Below are 19951 nucleotides of genomic sequence, written 5' to 3' on the forward strand. Positions count from 1 at the left end.
GCTACAACCTTTAAAATCAACCGCTTATCATACCGTGAAAGGCGGTTAGGACGAACACTAAATTGTTCAACTTCTTTAGACATATACACCTGATTTTGCGTATAGCCATTTCAGGACAAGACACTGTGATGTAATACGAGAATAAGTTTTCTTTTAATTAGTCACTGTTTATTTATGATCTCACAAAATACTTCTGTTTTACTTGTGCCTGTTGACATTTTAAGCATTACACTATCGTGTTTCTCAAATTCCTTTAGGGCATCATCTACAGCTTGTTGTTGGTAATCTCGTAAATTCATTCAATATATTTTATTCCTGCTACTTAAATATTTCAGCATAATCCTTTCTTGAAAAATCCTGCAAATGAGTTCCAATACGCTCTATCTCTTTCTATATTTTTTAAGCCTGACCCATTTTCTGCTTTAAAATCGTTTTTAAAGATATCAGATATATTCACTCTCTTTTGTTTAAGTTTTTCACATTCGTCTTTAAAATGAATTTCTAAACGCCTTTGTAGCAGATGTTTTTTACAAAACGGGCATTGTGTATGTTTTGGTTCCTGCTGCTCTATCCTGGTACTCATAAGAAGGTTGTTTTGATCTAACAGTTTCAGGTATCACTTATGTTAAATGAACAACTATAATATTTATTATAGTCAGAAATATATAATCTGCCTTTCAGTAGTTCTTTATTAATGTAAGTTTGGATCTCCCCTCATTCCTTTCGGCTTAAAAAGAGGGTTCAGGGTTGAAAAACCAAATATAAAAAATCACTCACACGAGTGTGAAAAACCGGTAAACAGATTGGTAATAAAACCGGTGTATTACCAATATTACCAATCTGTTTACCGGATGAACATTGCAAATCAACTACTTGCTGGCAATGCGATTTTGTATGCCCATTTTTCCGCTTTACCATTTATATTTACCCTGTTTGCTCAAAATGGTTTATTGCTGCTATGACTAAGAAATGGATGTGCTGTTGTTTGGCTGTTTTGTGTTGGGTTGCTGCCTTTGCCCAGGCAGATAAGCATGTGTTGCCGGTAGAAGCATTACTGCACACAGCTCAACCGGTTACCATCAACTGGCGCGATAATGTTTTTTCCATTGCAGATACGCCTTACAACCGTTTTCCGCAGGAGTTATTAAAGACAAAAGATGGATTATTTCTTTTCATCAATGGCTCGGGCAGGCTGTACCAATTATTGGAGAGAGACACCGGCATACAGTTGCAGCGCATAGATTCTACTTTTTACTCGGGCTACAACCTCGGCTCTTTTGCGTTTGTATATCACGACTCTATGTATTCGCTTGGTGGCTATGGCATCTGGCGCATCAACGGGCAGTTGCGGGTGTATATTCCGCAGGCACACTCGTGGGATATTGTACCGCTCAACGAAGAAATACCCGTGCTGATGCCTGAAAATTACAACAGTCTGTTGTGGTACAACGAGGAAGATGCAAAGCTGTACATCGGCTACTCTATGGTGCGCAACCAGGCAGTGAAGCATTCTACCTTAAACGAGGCTTCCTTTGATTATACTGTTCGCTACCTCGATCTTAACACCAAAGACTGGCATAATGCCGGCATGCTCAACAATTATTTTAAAGATAAAATTTCATTGATTCGCAATATTGCTTTTACGCCGTGGGGACAACTGGTAAACTTTGGCGATAAGCTGCTGCTGATTGATTATGCCAATAACCGCTTACTGCATTTGCAGCAGGCAACTGAAAACAGAATACGACCGGTGTTGCTACAGCATCCCACCACTAATTTGTATTACTGCATAGATTCTACCTTGTACTTTGGCAATATTGCCGAAAACAGGCTGCACTCTCTCCAACTACATAGGCGCGATTTTGCAGATGCGGGCATTGCCGTTTATACGGTGCCGCTATCACCAGTTGTTTTTTTCACCGAATGGATCGGGAGTACAATGGTCATATTGCTGCTCTTATTTTTTGTATGGAAAAAAAGAAAACAGCGTTTTCGTAAGACTAAGCTGTCAACTGAAAAGCCTGCTGCGATACAGGCAACAGTAATGGCAGCAGAGCCGTTAACAGAGCATACAGCAACAGCCACTCCGGCGGCTGCACCAGCAGTTCTTTTTAGTGAAAAAGAACTGCTGGTTATTCAGCTTATTTTTAATAACTACCGCAACGGCGTGCCCACTACCATCGAGGAGTTAAATACAGTGCTGGGTTTATCAAAAATTAATTATGCTGCGCAAAAGAACTACCGTAGCAATGTGCTTAAATCCATCAACGCTAAATACAGCCTTTGGCAAAACACGGGTGATAAACTGATTGAAAGTAAAAAAGCAGAAACGGACAAGCGTATTTTTACCTATTCTATTGCGCCTGAAAAAGAAGCTGTTATAGCCGGGCTGCTGGGTAGTATTGCTATCTGATTTCCTGAACCACAGCAGCACTCGAGGGCACAGAGCAATACAGCGAAAATAAATATAATGCTGTGCTCCGTTGCATTATATATATAGTGGAGGCTGCTTTCTGTTTAAGTTGCCGGGGTTTATGTTCCAGCGATGGACTTGTTGCTGCTGTGCACCTTTATTAATCTTTTGCCGGCGTAAGGCTTTGTTTGAAGTGAACTGTTTGGTAGTAAATAACAAGCGATGCGCTATAGTGCTGATGATGACAGCCCGTTTATTTTCCCTTTAGCTCTCCCTGGTCTGAACTAATAAGCTTGCCATCTGGTACTTTATTGGGAGATGGTAAAGGGAGATGAATCAAAGGCAAGTGATAGGATAGCTTTTGATTTGCTGTTGTAATCTTCACCCTGCCTTTGTGCAGGGTTGAACTGTACGCTTCTATACAGTCTTACAATCCTACGGCAAAACGTACCAGCCACCGCTGTGATCAATGGTGTGCTTCTATAACAAGAGTAGTTATTTTACTGAAAGAGAACGTGCTTGCAGGCTATTGCTTCCAAAACACATAAGCTGATCTTTAGCCGGCAGCCCCTTGTTTGTGTTTTGAGAAATACGTACTCGCGCCTAATAGGCTCAATCCGGATTATTCACTCATGTTCAAATAAAAAGCATCACTGTTCTGGTCCGGCGAATAACCAATGATCGCACTCCAGTCATTAGCTGCCACCTGCACACCAATTTTTAATCCGCTGCCTGTTAATCCTCTTATCTTGCTTCTGCTAATAGCAAATTCAAATTTTTGTACAGCACCATCTTGCTGTACAGCACCTACTTTATAAAACTCATTGATGCTTTGATAATCGTAGCTAAACGCCGCCTGGTCGGTTCCTGCAAAATAATAGGGATCGAGCCAGCCACCCAGAATTGTTCCCTCCAGCAATACTTCATAAGCACCATTTTTAATTTCACCTGTCAATAACCCGGTTGTTATGTTATTGTCTGCATCTATGTATAAATCATAAATATTGCCTGCCGCTTCGGTTGTGTTTTGTTCAAAATAGACGTAAACATAATTCGCATCATAATCGTATTTTGCTTTAATGAAATTGCCCGATTTTGGACCGGCAACAACCACATTATGCGTAACCGTGTCCCAGTCTGAAAGTGTATTATCATCCAGTTTAATAGCAGAAATTTTAGCTATATGCAACACAGTGGACGCCTCCGCTTTTATGCCATCGGCAGAAGTGGCATATAATGTAGGAACGTATTTTCCTTTGCCAGGGTAAGTATGCGTCGGACTCTCTTCGGTGGATGTGGTGCCATCTCCAAAGTCCCATTCATAACTGGCGGCACCTTTTGATTCATTGGTAAATGTAACCGTAGCGCCATCCACACTTACTTTATAAAAGACAAAAGGCTCTGGCTTCGCTACATCTTTTTTGCAGGAACTGAAATTAACAGCAGCCATTAAAGCAACCATTAAAATAATAAGATTTGTTGTTTTCATATCGAATGATTTTGCCTGCTATAATTAATACTGTTTATGGATTTTGTGTACACAAAGGATTGCTTTGTATTTCATCAATCGGAATGTAATAGATAATGCGTGGATCATCCGGCTGAACAATCTCATTTGCATAACCCGTTGGCTCCTTTGAAAGATCAATGTCTGTTTCTTTTAAACCCGGCAAATGATATCCCCAATAGCTTCTATCCATTACCATCTTATTCCGGTACACATCATACGTACGATGCCCCTCAAACGCCAGCTCAATACGCCTTTCGTTCAGCACTACCTGCAAGGCAGTTGAACCGTTAGGCACCACACCATTATATAAGCTTGCCCCCAATCCGCGATTCTTTCTTATGGCATCCACATCATCCAAAGCTGCTTTTGTATCACCCGTTTTTGCGGCTGCTTCTGCACGGTTCAAATACATTTCTGCCAGCCGAAACATAATAGGTGAACTCAATGTTGGACTTCCATCCTGGAAAGAAAATTTAGAAATATAATAAATAGGAATCCCGTTCTTCGTTTGCAGGTTGCCATCTGCATCTTTTAACGGTACAATATAGTTCCAGCGCACATCTTCAGGATGGTCGCTCATCAGCGCGCGAATAGAGGGAGAAGCATATTCTTCGCCCCAGCCACTATTACCATCTGAATAGATCATAGATGCAATGGAACCAAACTTGCCATAATCTTCCTTTGCTGTGAATGCAACGCAGAAGATGGTTTCGCTGCTTTGCACCGCATCGGCAAACATTGTCTTAAATGCTGTTGCAGATGCCAGCGAAAACTTACCCGAACTGATCACTTTGGTGGCATAATCGGCGGCATTTTGATTGTCTTCCATATACAAATACACTCTTGATAGCAAAGCCCAGGCAGCTTCCCGGCTTGCATACATCACACCACGCGATTGGTCCATCAGCTCGGCGGCTTTTTGTGCATCTGCAACTACCTGCGTATATACTTCTTCAACAGTTGATCGCTCTTTTTGTGCAGGATCGGAGGTGGATGTTCTTAAAATAATGCCTGGTGCGGCTTTATCCTGCGAGTATGGTCTTGCAAATAATCTTACCAGGTTAAAATGGCAAAATGCCCGCATGAAATAACATTCGCCCAGTAATTGCTTTCTTGTAGCATCATCAGTTGTATTTGCTTCCACGGCTGCAATTACCGTGTTGGCATCATTGATGATTTTGTAAGAAATATACCAGAAATACCGTGTATTTGTTTGCGTAGGCGAATGTGCTAAACTAAAGCTGTAAAATAGCGGATCTTCTGTTACCTGTCCGCACACAATATCATCACTTGCAAAATCTGATAACTGAAAATACTGGCGCAGGTACATGTTGTTATCATCTGCTGTACCATTAAACATCACGTGATCTTTAAACAAAGCATAAGCGCCATTTACTGCATTGGTCAAGCCTTCTGTGGTAGAAGTCAATGTTTCTGTTGTTATAGCATCGCTGGGCGTAACATCTTTTATGCAACCACTTAATGCAATTGCACCCACAATTGCAACAACAACATTACGCAGTACAACAGATGATATAAAAATATTAGTCCATTTATTCAGGTATTTCTTCATGGCTGCATTAAAATTTTAAATTGATATTTAAAAGGAATTGGCGGTTATTCGGATATTTAAAATCACTCACGCCGGGCGTTGTATAAATATCCTGTTGAATAGTTGTCTGCGGGTCTTGCCCTAAGAATTTAGTGAATGTATATACATTATCAGCAGAAGCGGAAATGACAATACCATCCATGCCTAAGCGTTTTGCAAAGCTTTGTGCCAGGTTGTAACCCAGGGTGATGTTTCTTATCGAAATAAAGCTTCCGTCTTTCAAATATCTGGTGGAGACTTCCGTAGAATTGGCGGCATTCTGCGGGCTTGGATTGGTAGCTATATCACCAGGCTTCGTCCAGATACTGTAATCCGAAGGCAATACAATTTGGTTATAATAAGGCTCGTTTCCATCGTTCATTACAAAGCGCAGATTGTTGCTGTACACTTTGTTGCCGTATAAAAAATAGGTGTTTACGGTAAGCGAAATGTTTTTATAAGTAAATGTATTATTGAAGCCACCCTGGTATTTGGGTAATGCTGAACCTACTTCCTGCAACGTTGCATCGGCATAAGTGGACGTTGCTTCTGTTGAAGTGATATTTCCGTTACCATCCTTTGTAATCTTTTGCCACTGTGGTGCGCCGGTTTGCGGATCAACACCCAGCCATACAGGCATATAAAATTCATATAGGTTTCCACCGTTGCGGTATATCTGCGAGATAGCCCAGGAGCCTGTTTTTACAAAGGATGCTGGTAAAGCTTTTAATTTATTCGTGTTAAAGCTGATGTTGAAATCAGTGGTCCATGAGAAATTCCTGCTCTGAATGTTCTGTGTGGTGAGTGCAATTTCCAAGCCTTTATTCTGTATCTCGCCGGAGTTTTCCCATCTCGTTTCAAAGCCGACTGACAGCGGCTGCGATACCTGCAACAACAAGTTTTTAGTGAGATTATTATACACATCCACCGATAAAGAAATGCGTTTAAAGAAATCTACATCCATTCCAATATTGGTTTGGTATTTACTTTCCCAGGTTAAGCCGGGGCTTGGCAATTGTGAAGGCGTTGCTGCCGATTGATTATTGTATTGACTGGTTAAAGAATACAGGCCCAGATAGCGCGATGCACCAATATCCTGCGTGCCGGTAACGCCATAACCTGCGCGCAATTTCAAATAAGTTATTATCCTGTTTCCTCTTAAGAAGTCTTCATTGCTTGCCAGCCAGCCAGCAGAGATTGCCGGGAATGAGCCATAACGATTGCTTTTTTGAAATGCTGTGGAGCCATCAATACGGTAAGAGCCGGAGACAAAGTATTTATTTCTGTAACTGTAGTTTACCTGGGAGATATAAGAGATCAATGCAGATTGATCGTAATAACCATTCACACTTAAATTGCCGGACACTACATTCAAGACTTTTAAACCAAAGGGCAAGCCTCTTCCTGAGCCGCCCAGTGTTTCTGTTTTACCGCCTTCAAACGCCATACCTGCAAGGCCGCTTAGCTGATGATCGCCCAGCTTGAAATTGAATTTTAAAAGGTCATTGGAAATGCCACTGTAACTTAAAATACTGCTTTCATCCAAGTAACCGGTGCCATGATATTGCCCGGCAACATCTCCTGAATAATAGCTTGAACTTTTACTATAGCTTGCTGCCACACGGTTGGTGCTTGAAAGCGTTAACCAATTAGTGATCGCATAATTAAAATTCAAATCATAGTTCACATCAAAACCTTTGTAGGGATGATCTGAATGATTGATGGTGTGCACAGGATTTACTTTATCCCTGCTCCACCATTTAAATGGTGAATTTCCATCAACATAAACAGCATTGCCGGCGCTGTCGTAAGGGTTATCCCACGGCAGGTTTAAGAAAGCATAATAAATATCATTGTAATCATAACTCTTGCCCGTAACGCCACTTATATTGATGCTATTGGTTAAAGATATTTTTGGATTAAAATGTATGGTGGATGTGGCTCTTAGATTCGCACGCTGAAAATTGGTGTTCATGAAAGTACCATTCTCATTATAATAAGAAGCACCTAAATAATATTCATTTTTTTCTGTTTTTCCCGAAATAGAAACGTAATAATTTTGTATGAATGCAGGTTTGAAAATAGTGGTGAGCCAATTATGGTTTTGACTATCTAAACTGGTTGGTCTTTCTGCATAAAATTTCAACAGATCTACCTTGTAGGAATTGCCGGTATCTGTTGGAATATAATCGCGGTAGAATTGTTTTTGATAGTCATACAACTGGCTGCCATCCATCATATCTAATTTGCCAAAATCAGGCGTGCGAAAACCTGCTGTTGCTTTAAACTCAATGGCAGTTTTGCCCGATTTTGCTTTTTTTGTAGTCACCACAATCACGCCTGCATTTGCTTGTGAGCCATACATGGCTGTGGCAGATGCATCTTTCAAAACGGTGATGCTTTCCACATCGTTCGGATCAAAATTGCCACCGATGATTCCATCCACCACATACAATGGCGTTTGTGATGCATTTATAGAGGAAACACCACGCAATCTTATTTCAGCAGCAGCGCCGGGTACACCCGAACTATTTACCACCTGCAAGCCAGCCACTTTTCCCTGCAACATGCTGCCAACATCGTTGGTAGTAACGTCTTTTAATTTTGCTGCATCCACCACTGTAACAGCGCTTGTTAATTCCCCTTTCTTTTTGGCATTATAACCCACCACTACTACTTCATTTAAGTCTTTATTTGTTTCGGTCAATGCGATGGTGATATTATTGTCAGTGGGGCTAACGGCAACTTCTTTCGATGCAAAGCCAATAGAGCTTACCGTTAATACAATATTACCTGTGGGTACTTCTATTTTAAATTGTCCACTATCATTCGCAATAAAAGATTTTCCATTATGTATGGTAATGGAAGCTTTGCTTACAGCACGCTGATCGCTTGCAGATATAACGTTTCCTTCCAGCGATCTTGTTTGGGCCGCAGCCAATAAAGTTATCAGGAGAAATGGCAAAAGCAATAGTGTTTTCATAAGCATGCGAGTTAACTATAAAGTTATATTAATGCTGGTGCTGCGAGTAAATTAGTATAAATATTTATACAAACCAAAAATGAAGTGAGTAATGAGATAAAGTAAAAATTATCGACTACTAAAAAGGCAGGAATAATCCATAGTAAATGAATGTCAATACCGGATATTCCACATTGCAGGAAAAGGGATTACTATCTGATGTAGAAAGTGAAAAGTATTGCTTTTATTGTATTGCAGTATTCCTGATAATGGGATAGTTTCACTACAATAAATAACATCATTTCTTATCTTCTGTAATAATTAATAATACTACGCTGTGCAACACATAGAATTTTTTAACCGGGATCATTTCTATCAGCACTTTCACCGGCGTAAAGCAAAAAATGCCTTATCTACATTCATTGATTTTTTTTGGGAAACAGATTTTGATGCACTGTGGTCAAAGTATCCCGATGGCTTTACAGATGCCCTGTTTCCTGATGTTGGTTATACGTATATGATTAACCTTGGCACACCTTTTAAAATGCAACTGGATGAACAACCATTTGATATAAAAGCGGATATATTTCTCCCCAGATACAAGAACATTCTTACATTACATACAGCAGGTAATAAAGTATTCGGTATCAAGTTTAAGGTATCGCCTATTATCTTTTTGAAGAAGGTAAATTTTTACGAATACAGAGATAGCATTTTTCCGTTGGTTTATTTGCTGGATAAAGTAATTACAGATAAGGTAAGGACTGCAAATACTTTTGATAAAAGAGTTGCTATTATCTCTTCTTATTACGAAGATGTGATTACACAGTACAAAGGCTCTTTAAAATATGTAGATATTGTAACGGATGTGCTTAAACAGTATAGCAACAGCAACTTCACCACATCAGTTGAGCAATATGCTGCTATGCACAACATCAGCGTAAGAACATTACAGCGTTACTTTGAGGCAGCTACCAGCATCAGCAGTAAGCAGGCATTGCAAATTACGCGCATCAGAAAGGCGATTACCGCATTCGTGCAATCGCCTTCCACCTTTAACTATGCAGCGTTTGGCTATTTCGATTACAGCCATTTTTATAAATACATATCAAAGTTTATTAAAAACCACAAAATGGCTCATGTTCAATCTCCGCTTCAATTGTTACAAGGTTCCGGTATTATCAATTATTAATTACCGGCTCTTCTTTTTTCCTCTTCCGATGCAGTTGTTCTGCGCCGTGCTGCAGCCACTTTGGCATTTCCAAAACGATAAGTAAAGTTTAAGCTGGCAACACGTGTTTCGCGATAGGCATGCCAGTTTTCAATGTAATTGTCGTAGGTAATCGTAGCCTTTGGAAGGTTGGTCCAGAATATATCTGTTACACTCAAGCGCAGGGTAGCTTTGTTTTTTAATAAGTTCTTTTGTACACCTGCCGATACTCCCCACTGCGGTTTTGAAACCATAAAACCATAGCGTCCGCCAGAGCTGAAGCTGCCATTAAGCTCGGCAGTCCATCCTTTTTTAAGGGTAAAGCTGTTGTTGGTGCGCAGGTCTGCTGCAGGCGAGCCATTGCTTAAAGTGGTACTGCCTAAACTGCCGTTGAAATGATTGTAATAAATGTCTGCATTGTTCACCATATTCCACCATGGCTTAACACGCACCGGCGCAGCAATGGACAATCCGTAATAATCGGATGAGTTAAGATTGATAGGAATTTGTACGGTTACATTGTCTGCCGAAGGGATGTTGGGAAAAACATCTTTAAACCTTGCTATGGCTATATTCTGGTTGTTTTTGGTATGGCTGTATCCTAAAGTAAAGTTGAGCTGTTTTACAGTATAATTAAGTTCGTAAGACCAGGTAAGTTCCGGTAATAAACCTGAGTTTCCGGTGGCATAAGTAGTTACATCTATCAGGAATAAAAAGGGATTCAAACTGGAATAAGCAGGCCTTTCTATTCTGCGGCTTACAGAAACGCCCACTGTCTGATTCTCTTTTAGTTTGTAATTAAAAAATCCACTTGGAAACAGTTGGAAATAACTGGTGTCGTAGCGTATATCTCCTTTTATCTGATGGGTTTCAACATGTGTATGTTCTCCGCGCAAGCCCAGTTGCACGTTCCACTTTTTATATTCTTTACTAAGATTGAGATAAGCAGCGTAATCATTTTCTTTATATAAAAAATGGTTCGTTTTATTTACATCGTCTATGGGTGTTCCGCTACTGTTGTCGAAGAATTTCACATCGTTATCAGATGAAACAAAACTGGTTTTAAAACCTGTTTCCCACTTAGCACCTTTTTTCGTAGGGTTACTATAATCTGCCTTGGCTGTTTTGAAAGTGAGCTGCCCATCCTGGTTGCCATTCAGTATGTAATCGGGCAGCAACTTACTGCCATCCAGATTATAATATTTTGTAGCAGTAGCAGATAGTGAGCCGGTGTTGTAAATACCATAATCCACATCTGCGCTTAATTCTTTACCTGTACTATCAAAAGTATGTTTGAAGTTGATGTTAGCTACGGTATTATTATTATGGTCGTTATTGGTAGCTAATGTCTTAAAAGTATAGTATGGTGCTTTCAGGCTGTCAGACACTACAGAATTGTTATCGTTATTTCTCCTGAAATGGATAAAGTTGCTGTTAACTACAAAGCCAATGATTGTTTTTTTATTTACAATAAAATCTGCTCCCAGCCTTGCTGTATGAGATCCTACAGGCATTCTGGAATAGTTGTCCTTATCATCACTCCCTTTAAAAATACCGCCTTCATAAAAATTACGGTTTAGTATAAGGTTATTTAAATTCTTACGGTATCCATAGTTATAATTGCCAAATACATTTACTTTCTTATTGCGGTAATTAAACGTTAGTCCGGTATTAGCTTTTGGATAAACACCCTGACCATAACCCGCAGTAAACGTTCCGTTAGCACCCATGCGCTGGTCTTTCTTCATGCGTATATCAATAATACCCGAGTTGCCTGCTGCATCGTACCTGGCAGAAGGATTGGTGATGATATCAATGCGCTCAATCGCATTAGAGGGAAGCCCACGTAAATAACCCGCTAAATCTGCACCGGATAATGGCGTTATTTTACCATCAATCATAATAATTACGCCTTGTCTTCCTCTCAGGCTGATTACATCATTCTGATCAACGGCTACACCGGGTGAGCGCTCTAATATTTCCATCGCAGAACTACCGGCGCTTATTATGCTGCTTTCAACATTTACTACAATACGGTCGTTCAGCCTTTGTATAAAGGGTTTCTTTGTACTTACTTCCACCTCTTTCAATTGATTTGTACTAAGAGTTAGAGCGACAGGTGACAGTTGTACGCTGGGCTGTTCTGCTGTTATAGAAAAAGGCTTTGAATAAACAGGCATATAGTTGGTCATCAAAACTCTAATAAGGTAGCTGCCTTCTTTAACCTCATCAAAAAGGGCTACACCATTTTTGTCTGATAAAGCTGCTTTTACCAGGGATGAATCTGTAGCTTTTAGTAGCTCTACCGTTGCACCGTCAATAGCTTCCTGCTTTTGATTATTGATGTTGATAGAAACAGTTCCCCTGGTCAAAGATTGAGCAGTTGTATATAACGACCACATTAAGCAAATGCTACATAAAAAGACTTTCATATAAAATATTTGCTCAAATCACCACATAAAATAGAGGACTGCAAAGCAGGCATTTGATTAATCTGCCAATAGCGGGATGAAAGGAGGGAAATATGGATGTACGAAATAACTCGTGTCGGATTTTTACATCAACTATTTTCTCCGGAAACTTTAAAGGGTGGGGGTGATGACCAGCCTTCAAAATTTAGATTACATGATCAAACTGGTGGTATGGAACAACATGTTTATAATCTTCAGCTCTGCTTTTGTGGCACCAATGTTAGCGGTGTATCCGGTTCAACCTGCACCTACATTATATCTGTTCTAAAGCTATACGAATCAAAATCTATTTGTTTTTAAAAAGTGGTATGTTTTGATTTTCTTAACTTTGTCTGATGCAAAAAGAGAAGGTGCGCGCATTTTCGGCGTTCAATAATGAATTAAAGCTGAAGGGCTTCAACGTGTTCGAAATAGAAAGTGACAGCAATGTAACACGTATATACAGCAGGAAGGACTTTTACAAGATTTGTCTTACTACAGGCAAGAGCATTATTCATTATGCTGACCGGAGTTTTGAAACCGACGGCACTGTTTTATTTTTTGGCAATCCCCACATTCCTTATTCCTGGGAGACAATTTCTACGAGTTACGTAGGCTACACTTGCCTCTTTTCGGAAAACTTCTTAAAGCTATCCGACCGCTCCGAAAGCCTGCAGCAGTCTCCTTTATTTAAGATCGGCGGCACACCCATTCTGAAAATACCGGACAAACAAAGGGAATTTTTAAGTACTATTTTCAAAAAGATGATTGATGAGCAACAGACGGATTATGCTTATAAAGACGACCTCATACGCAATTACATCAATCTGATTATTCACGAGGCGCTGAAATTGCAACCTTCAGAAAACTATGACCAACACAAAAATGCTGCATCGCGAATTACTTCCGTATTTCTGGAGCTTTTGGAAAGGCAATTTCCTATTGAAAACACCAATCGTCCGCTTCAGTTAAAAGCTGCGCAGGATTATGCAAGAAGTCTGAATGTACACGTTAATTACCTGAACCGTGCCGTAAAGGAGGTAACCGGCAAACCCACAACTGCCCACATTAGCGAACGCATTATTAGTGAGGCAAAAGCACTTCTGCAACATACATGTTGGAACATTTCTGACATTGCCTTTGCACTTGGCTTTGAATATCCTACCTATTTTAATAATTACTTCAAGCGAATGACGGGGACAAACCCAAAGTCTCTAAGAGAAATGGAAGTTTGAAATTCTTAATTATTGGTTTGATAATCTTTACCGGTAAGGGTAATGATAGAACTACCTTTGCGGGGTGTTTTAAAACTCAATGATTATGGACAAGCCTGAAAAAGAAATCTGCTCCAATCGGCATAATAGAGATGTTTTTAAACGATTGAGAAATGGCGAGACTATACCGCCAAACGACCCGCAATCTTATAAAATGCGCGAGGCTTCTTATGCTACGAAGAAATTACTCGTTCAGATGAATAACTCCTCAGACCCTGCCGAAATAAGGAGTTTATTAAGCCGGATTACCGCTACCGAAATTGATGAAAGTACGGCTGTATTTACACCACTATATATCAACTACGGAAGGCACACCAAAATCGGTAAAAATGTATTCATCAATTTTGACTGTACTTTTCTGGATTTGGGTGGCATTACCATAGAGGATAATGTACTGATAGCTCCAAAAGTAAGCCTGCTATCAGAAGGGCATCCCTTATCGCCTGAAAACAGGCAATCCCTTGTGCCAGGACCTATTCACATAAAAAAGAACGCATGGATTGGGGCAAATGCAACCATACTCCCCGGTGTAACGGTTGGTGAAAATGCGGTTGTTGCTGCTGGTGCAGTTGTTTCGAAGGATGTTCCGGATAATGCAATTGTTGGAGGTGTTCCTGCAAAAATTATAAAAATAATTAGTTGATAAGAAGCTCTTAGGCAAATGAAAAACATAGCAGTGGTGGCAAGTCTCTTCCTTTTGCTGACAGCGCAGACTCAGGCACAAACAAAACAGAAGATACAATCAAAGAAAACAGAAGAAATAATACAAATATCACCAAATGCAAATGCAGTCCATGTTGATTTGTACGACAGAACCGATGTAATCCCGTTTGATAAATTGACCACATTTTTCACCCAAATTTTAAAATAGCTGAACACAACAATAGCATATCGTACGGTTATTGATGCAATTATATTTCTAAGAATTAGAAACCGATAAAACATTTTAACTGATCAACAAAAACTTTATCAAATATGGAAGCAGTAAAAGCAACAGCAGAAGGAGTAAAAGCCGTTAATGCAAAGAAAGTAAAAGCATTCGGTACAGAAGCGGCAACAGCACCTTTAAATCAATTAAACATTCAAAGAAGAAAACCAACACCGCATGATGTTGAAATTGAAATACTCTATTGCGGTGTTTGTCATTCCGATCTCCACACAGCAAGAAATGAATGGCATAGTACAACCTACCCCTGTGTGCCGGGGCATGAAATTGTAGGTAAAGTTGTTAGTGTTGGGAATCATGTTACAAAGTTTAAAGCAGGCGATTTGGCTGCTGTAGGCTGCATGGTAGATAGCTGCCGTCAGTGCGATTACTGCAAGGAGGGTTTGGAGCAATATTGCGAAGAAGGAAATACCGGAACGTATAACTCACCTGATAAACATTTAGGCACGCAAACCTATGGTGGCTATTCAGAAAGCATTGTGGTGGATGAAGCCTTTGTTTTACGGGTGCCAGAAAATCTTGATTTGGCAGCTACTGCCCCTTTGCTGTGTGCAGGCATCACCACGTATTCACCACTTAAACATTGGAATGTCGGTCCCGGTAAAAAAGTGGGTGTTGTTGGTATTGGAGGGTTGGGACACATGGCAGTTAAATTGGCTAAAGCTATGGGTGCAGAAGTGATTGTATTTACAACTTCGCCTTCAAAAGTTGAAGATGCCAAACGCCTTGGAGCTGATGATGTAGTGCTATCAAAAGATGAAGAACAAATGAACCGCTATGCCGGTAAACTTCATTTTGTTTTGGATGCCGTTTCGGCACAGCATGATATTAACGCTTATCTAAACCTGTTAAGGGTAGATGGTTCACTGGCATTGGTAGGCGCACCGGAGCATCCGCTGCCGGTAGCAGCATTCAGTCTTATTCCCTACCGGAGAAGCTTTGCCGGTTCAATGATTGGTGGCATTGCCGAAACACAGGAAATGCTTGACTTTTGTGGCAAACATAATATTGTTTCAGACATAGAGATGATCAACATTCAGCAAATCAACGAAGCGTATGAACGCCTGTTAAAAGGCGATGTGAAATACCGCTTTGTTATTGATATGGCATCTTTAAAAAATAAACATGCTGAGCAAGCAAAAAATAATTAGGTATGGTAATTACGAGAATTGGCTCGCAACCTTCTGTTAAAGGACAGGAAGATTGGTTTACCGGCGTAGTTAGAATTGACCCATTGTTTCAGGCAAATGACGCCAGGCGCGGAGCAGCATCAGCTGTTACATTTGAACCCGGCGCAAGAACAGCCTGGCACACACATCCACTTGGTCAAACACTGATCGTTACAGCCGGCTGCGGTTTGGTTCAACGCGAAGGTGGTTCCATTGAAGAAATTCATCCGGGTGATGTGGTTTGGTTTGAACCCGATGAGAAACATTGGCACGGTGCTACACCAACGACAGCGATGACCCATATTGCCATTCAGGAAAACATGAATGGCAAAGTGGTGGATTGGATGTAAAAGGTTACTGATGGAGAGTATAACCGTTAACAGCAAGTTGGCTGCAACTGCTATTAGCCGTTAACGGCAGTTGCCTATGTGCCGGTTTTGTGTTCGTTTAGCCTCGGTAAAAGTCGATGAGCAATGGGAAGGTGAAGATACAAACTGCTATTCAATAGAGAGAAGTCAGGCGGAACAAAAGAAGAAAAAAGGATTCAAGTTTAAGCTGCGAAGTGTCAGCAGGTATAGCAGAAAATCCTTTGTTGGATATAATTTATTCGTGAATAAAGTACCAGTTCTTTTCCATTTTAGTATCATTTCCGCCTTCTTTCAGCCTTTCTTCAAAGTTCTCCATGTCAGTAGGGTCGTTGGTATAAACAAAACCAGAATAGTGGTCAATTAACCCTCTGTCGGTATAGAATGTGATTGTAATGAGCGTGTCCTTTTGCTTTTCTATAGAAATCATTTTGCCCTTACAGGAAGGCGAAAGTGCTAAACTGTCTGGAATAGCATACAGATATCCACCTATGTTATTGAGTTTATTCTGCTTTGCAAGAGAAACGATTTTCTGTCTTTTTTTATAGTTTGTATTCCAGTCTATCCTGTCAAGCTTAGCAGGAGTCAAAACATAGTAGAGCACGTAAAAACCTGTTAGAGTCAATAGAAAGTCAAAGAGAGTAGGCATTAAGGGGCGCTTCTTTGCTATACGAGAAGCAAGAAAAGCTACTGGCAAAATAAAAAGCAACCACTTGGGAATAAGTTCAAATACAATGAACTCAAAAAATCCAAACTCTCCATAATGTAGTAGAAGACGAAAAAGTATAAATAATAGCAATACGATTGAAATTACTATAATTGACTTGCTATTGCGTCTGATACTCTTATTTTGTTCTGTCAAGTTATGATTGTAGTGTAAGGTTTATCAAAATATTACAGCCAGCAGTTGAACATATGAAGTTTTAGTTAAACTAAAATCATCACTCAAATATATTACTCTTTCGTAGCCTAGGTAGTTGTGGTTTTAAATATCTCAAATACACACTGGCTTTCCTGTCTTAATTCCAAATACTTCAAAAAATGAATGTTTTATCCTGCTATACTTATTTGGTTAATTGATGTTTTCTTAAAAGGAATTTTCAGTAATAAAACATCTCCATAAACTACATTCCAAATAAAAAGGCAGTACAAGATTTAGTCTTTATATTTTATAAAACAGTATTGCGCCAGGGGGAAAATAAAGTAATGATCTTTACGGCAATTACTGCACCACCAGTTTTCCTGTTTCCAGCAGATGATTATCACTGCTGAATAATTTATAAATAAACACGCCAGGAGCAAAAGTCTGCAAGTCAATGTTGTTAGGCATTTCTTCGTAATTCTTCAAAAGACGACCAGTAATATCAAATAGCTGCAGCTTGCTGTCGGATGGTAAGTCTTGCTGCAACATATACTTCAACGAGCCATATCTTAAAACGGGATTAGGATAAAAGAAAATATACTTTTTGCCTGATGTGAGCACTGAAATAATTTCGGTGTAGAGTACAGCACCGTTTTTCAGTTTTATACTTGCCTTCCAATAGCTGGTACCCGTTGGTGTACTACTTATCAACCGTTTATAGATACTGCTGCTGTTTACTTTTGTTCCACTGTACGTTTGCAACGGTTCACCGTTTGCTGTTACCTGCTCAAAGAATACACTGTCAATATAATCCGGAGCACCTAATTCCAGCACCAGTTCCAGATTGTTGCCGCCAAGCAGATTATAATAAAACGTTTTATAAAAGCATTGTACTCCCTGCGCCGCAACATTAAGCGCAATACTTCGTGCAGCAGGAAGTTTGTTACTCAATACCGGTTCTACTGCATACACCAGTTCTGGATGAAGCGACCGTTTTATTACAACGAATGTGTCGCTTACAGTTAGGATATCTTTTAAATAAGGACTGTCTGTTAAAGTGTAAATCTTATATGCATCAGCATAAACATATTTATTCCATGAAAGCCGGAAAGAATCAGCACAAAAGAAATCAACCGATGGTCTGAGTTCTTGACTTATAATAAACTCCTTTGAAAGAAAATTGCCAAAGGATGTTTCCATTTTTAATACAGCCCTGCTATTGGTATCTTTTATCAGCCATTGGTATTGATTAGTATATAGTTTCAGCGATTGTTGCAGCAGTTGCCAGCTTGTTCCCCCATTATAACTGATGTATAAATTGCCTGTTTGATTGCTATCTGCTACAAACGTTTTCCATTTGATAAAGACATAGGGATCTTCCTCCCTGTTTACATCGGATGCATGTTGGGGACTGGTGAAGACAAACGTATTAAGCGTATCAACATGATAGGCTATATGAAAAGGCAATACGGGCGTACTTACAGAAGAGCCAATAACTTTTACCTGGTAAGTTCCTGCTGCCGGTAATGGTATGCTCACTTGCTCTGAGGTATTCAATGAATCTCTTCTCCTTGTGGGTGGTGCAGATAAGGAGTTAGCATTTGCCGATGTATTTAGCACCCAGGGCTTATAGATGGCCCTGGTATTAAGTTCCTGTACCTCGAGGTCCAGATCATTAATGAGCGCTTTATTGTTGTTTAATGTTGCAGCACTGTCGGTCCATGCAAGGGTTATTTTTAGTTGTGCTGCATTGGCAGGAACAATTATGTTTTTTGTCCAATACTGATCGTTTGCTACAAATCCGCTATTGTATTCTTTTTGCTGAATGGAACGGATAGCTGCATAACTATTCAGCAAACCGTAACCGGTTTTATAATCAATACCTGTATTATAAACATCTTCAGCCGTATTGTACAGAACAGCTTTTATGAGCGATGCAGCCGGAATGGCGTGTGCGTTACTATCTGCATATACCTGTTGCATCACAGCTACAGTACCACTCACAATAGCAGCAGCATCGGAAGTGCCGCCTGGTCCAAGGGCTATCAACTGAGGTGCAAGCCGGCCATCGTACAGTGGGCCGGCTGAACTTTGTGCGGGAATATTTCCTTTATTATCCATAGCTCCAACAGTAATAACATTCTTTGCCGTTTTAAAATTGCCGGTAAGGTTTGCAAAGCCGGGAATATTTACATAGGGACCATCCACAGCAATGGAGGTACCCTCATTACCCGCTGAAAAAACATGCACAAAATTTTTGTTTTGCCATGCGTCTGCGTCATAGCTTACCGCCTCAGCGCCGTAAAATTGCTGGATAATGGTTCCGTATGAATGGTTTTGCAGCGTTACTCCGTTTGCATTTAATATAGCCGCATCATCTGCAAAAAGATTTTCAAAGCTGCTGGAAAAAAAATGACAGGCATAGGCAATGCCCCTGCCATCATAAAACCGGTTGCCGGCCCCGCCAATAAGCGTAGCAATAACAGTTGCATGATTTGTTATGTTGGCGGAGGAAATGGGAGAGGGAAGCACCCGTTTATACAGGTCAAGATCGCTTTCATCTATTTTTTGTTCCTTCACCCCGGTCACTATATTTTTCCCATCAGCACCGGGAATGGAGTAATCTACTGCGTTGAGTCCATCAAAACTGCGGTCGTATCCAATAACGCTGATCTCCGTATGTGGCTCCGCCCGCACATCAATGAATAGTACTTCCTTTAGCGGGAGCAACTTTTTTTGTATAAAATTTCCAGTTGCTTTAACAACGATAGAATGAGACGGACGGTTAACCGAGATGATCTTTAAATCGCTTTTCAGCGTTTGCAGCAGGTTAAATAAGGTATCTGTATTGTAAGAAGAAATAATAAATGTTTGTTCTTTGCAGGTATTTTTTAGGAGCAATGCTGCCGATGGTGAAAATTTCCACCAATCGCCCGCTTTGGCAATGCGCACTTGCTGTAATGAGTAAAATGCCTGCTGGCTCGTCAATGCTACTATGGATACTCTTTCACCCAACTGCCGTACGATGTTAATATTTTGTGGAATGGTAGAATCCCATGCGACGACATAGTACGGTTGTCCCTCTTTAAACTGGTAAACCGGGTTTGCTGCGTATTTATTAAAGATGCTGTCGCGGTATGCTTTTGTATTTACCTGTGCATCGGTATTCGATTGCATTATTAAAAAACAAAGCAGGATT

The 19951-nt window shown here is 40.2% G+C and carries 15 protein-coding genes; 7 read left to right on the plus strand and 8 right to left on the minus strand.

Annotated elements, in window-relative coordinates; translation table 11 throughout:
* Positions 1–161: 161 nt before the first annotated feature.
* Together FC093_RS24735 and FC093_RS22180 are read right to left on the minus strand one after the other, a co-directional pair.
* Positions 162–299: a DEAD/DEAH box helicase family protein gene (locus tag FC093_RS24735; protein WP_137264012.1), complete on the minus strand. Its 138-nt coding sequence runs from the start codon at positions 297–299 to the stop codon at positions 162–164.
* Positions 300–331: 32 nt separating this feature from the next.
* Complete coding sequence (locus tag FC093_RS22180; protein ID WP_137264013.1) at positions 332–583, minus strand: hypothetical protein; 252 nt, start codon at positions 581–583, stop codon at positions 332–334.
* A gap of 375 nt (positions 584–958) precedes the next feature.
* Between FC093_RS22180 and FC093_RS22185 the strand changes: the two genes are divergently transcribed.
* Positions 959–2413 (plus strand): hypothetical protein, encoded by a 1455-nt coding sequence (locus FC093_RS22185; protein WP_137264014.1) that lies wholly within the window; start codon positions 959–961, stop codon positions 2411–2413.
* A 622-nt stretch (positions 2414–3035) separates the two neighbouring features.
* Here FC093_RS22185 and FC093_RS22190 read toward each other — a convergent pair.
* Genes FC093_RS22190 through FC093_RS22200 form a run of 3 tightly spaced genes read right to left on the minus strand, consistent with a single transcriptional unit; the run spans position 3036 to position 8497 of the window.
* Positions 3036–3902, minus strand: a complete 867-nt coding sequence (locus FC093_RS22190) for a PKD domain-containing protein (protein ID WP_137264015.1) — start codon at positions 3900–3902, stop codon at positions 3036–3038.
* Between the two features lie 34 nt (positions 3903–3936).
* Positions 3937–5496: a RagB/SusD family nutrient uptake outer membrane protein gene (locus tag FC093_RS22195; RefSeq protein WP_137264016.1), complete on the minus strand. Its 1560-nt coding sequence runs from the start codon at positions 5494–5496 to the stop codon at positions 3937–3939.
* A 7-nt stretch (positions 5497–5503) separates the two neighbouring features.
* Positions 5504–8497 (minus strand): SusC/RagA family TonB-linked outer membrane protein, encoded by a 2994-nt coding sequence (locus FC093_RS22200; protein ID WP_206106660.1) that lies wholly within the window; start codon positions 8495–8497, stop codon positions 5504–5506.
* Positions 8498–8813: 316 nt separating this feature from the next.
* Between FC093_RS22200 and FC093_RS22205 the strand changes: the two genes are divergently transcribed.
* Positions 8814–9668, plus strand: a complete 855-nt coding sequence (locus tag FC093_RS22205; RefSeq protein ID WP_137264018.1) for a helix-turn-helix domain-containing protein — start codon at positions 8814–8816, stop codon at positions 9666–9668.
* On the opposite strand, the gene FC093_RS22210 is transcribed toward FC093_RS22205, so the two are convergent.
* Entirely contained in the window at positions 9665–12118 is a 2454-nt protein-coding gene (locus FC093_RS22210; RefSeq protein ID WP_137264019.1) for an outer membrane beta-barrel protein, read from the minus strand. The genes FC093_RS22205 and FC093_RS22210 overlap by 4 nt on opposite strands.
* A gap of 374 nt (positions 12119–12492) precedes the next feature.
* On the opposite strand from FC093_RS22210, the gene FC093_RS22215 reads away from it, so the two are divergent.
* From FC093_RS22215 to FC093_RS22235, 5 genes are all read left to right on the plus strand, one after another.
* Positions 12493–13371: a helix-turn-helix domain-containing protein gene (locus FC093_RS22215; protein WP_137264020.1), complete on the plus strand. Its 879-nt coding sequence runs from the start codon at positions 12493–12495 to the stop codon at positions 13369–13371.
* An 85-nt stretch (positions 13372–13456) separates the two neighbouring features.
* Positions 13457–14053, plus strand: a complete 597-nt coding sequence (locus tag FC093_RS22220) for a DapH/DapD/GlmU-related protein (RefSeq protein WP_137264021.1) — start codon at positions 13457–13459, stop codon at positions 14051–14053.
* An 18-nt stretch (positions 14054–14071) separates the two neighbouring features.
* Positions 14072–14281: a hypothetical protein gene (locus FC093_RS22225; RefSeq protein ID WP_137264022.1), complete on the plus strand. Its 210-nt coding sequence runs from the start codon at positions 14072–14074 to the stop codon at positions 14279–14281.
* Between the two features lie 104 nt (positions 14282–14385).
* Positions 14386–15507 carry an NAD(P)-dependent alcohol dehydrogenase gene (locus FC093_RS22230; RefSeq protein ID WP_137264023.1) on the plus strand — a complete coding sequence of 374 codons (1122 nt, stop codon included), beginning with the start codon at positions 14386–14388 and terminating at the stop codon, positions 15505–15507.
* Between the two features lie 2 nt (positions 15508–15509).
* Positions 15510–15875, plus strand: a complete 366-nt coding sequence (locus FC093_RS22235) for a (R)-mandelonitrile lyase (protein WP_137264024.1) — start codon at positions 15510–15512, stop codon at positions 15873–15875.
* Between the two features lie 253 nt (positions 15876–16128).
* Here FC093_RS22235 and FC093_RS22240 read toward each other — a convergent pair whose 3' ends face one another.
* Positions 16129–16494 (minus strand): hypothetical protein, encoded by a 366-nt coding sequence (locus tag FC093_RS22240; protein WP_137264025.1) that lies wholly within the window; start codon positions 16492–16494, stop codon positions 16129–16131.
* A 618-nt stretch (positions 16495–17112) separates the two neighbouring features.
* The gene (locus tag FC093_RS22245; protein WP_170971188.1) at positions 17113–19929 is read right to left on the minus strand and encodes a S8 family peptidase; all 2817 of its coding nucleotides are present in this window, start codon (positions 19927–19929) and stop codon (positions 17113–17115) included.
* Positions 19930–19951 lie beyond the last annotated feature (22 nt).

This window comes from Ilyomonas limi (assembly GCF_005233845.1).
GTDB classification, from domain to species: Bacteria; Bacteroidota; Bacteroidia; order Chitinophagales; family Chitinophagaceae; genus Ilyomonas; species Ilyomonas limi.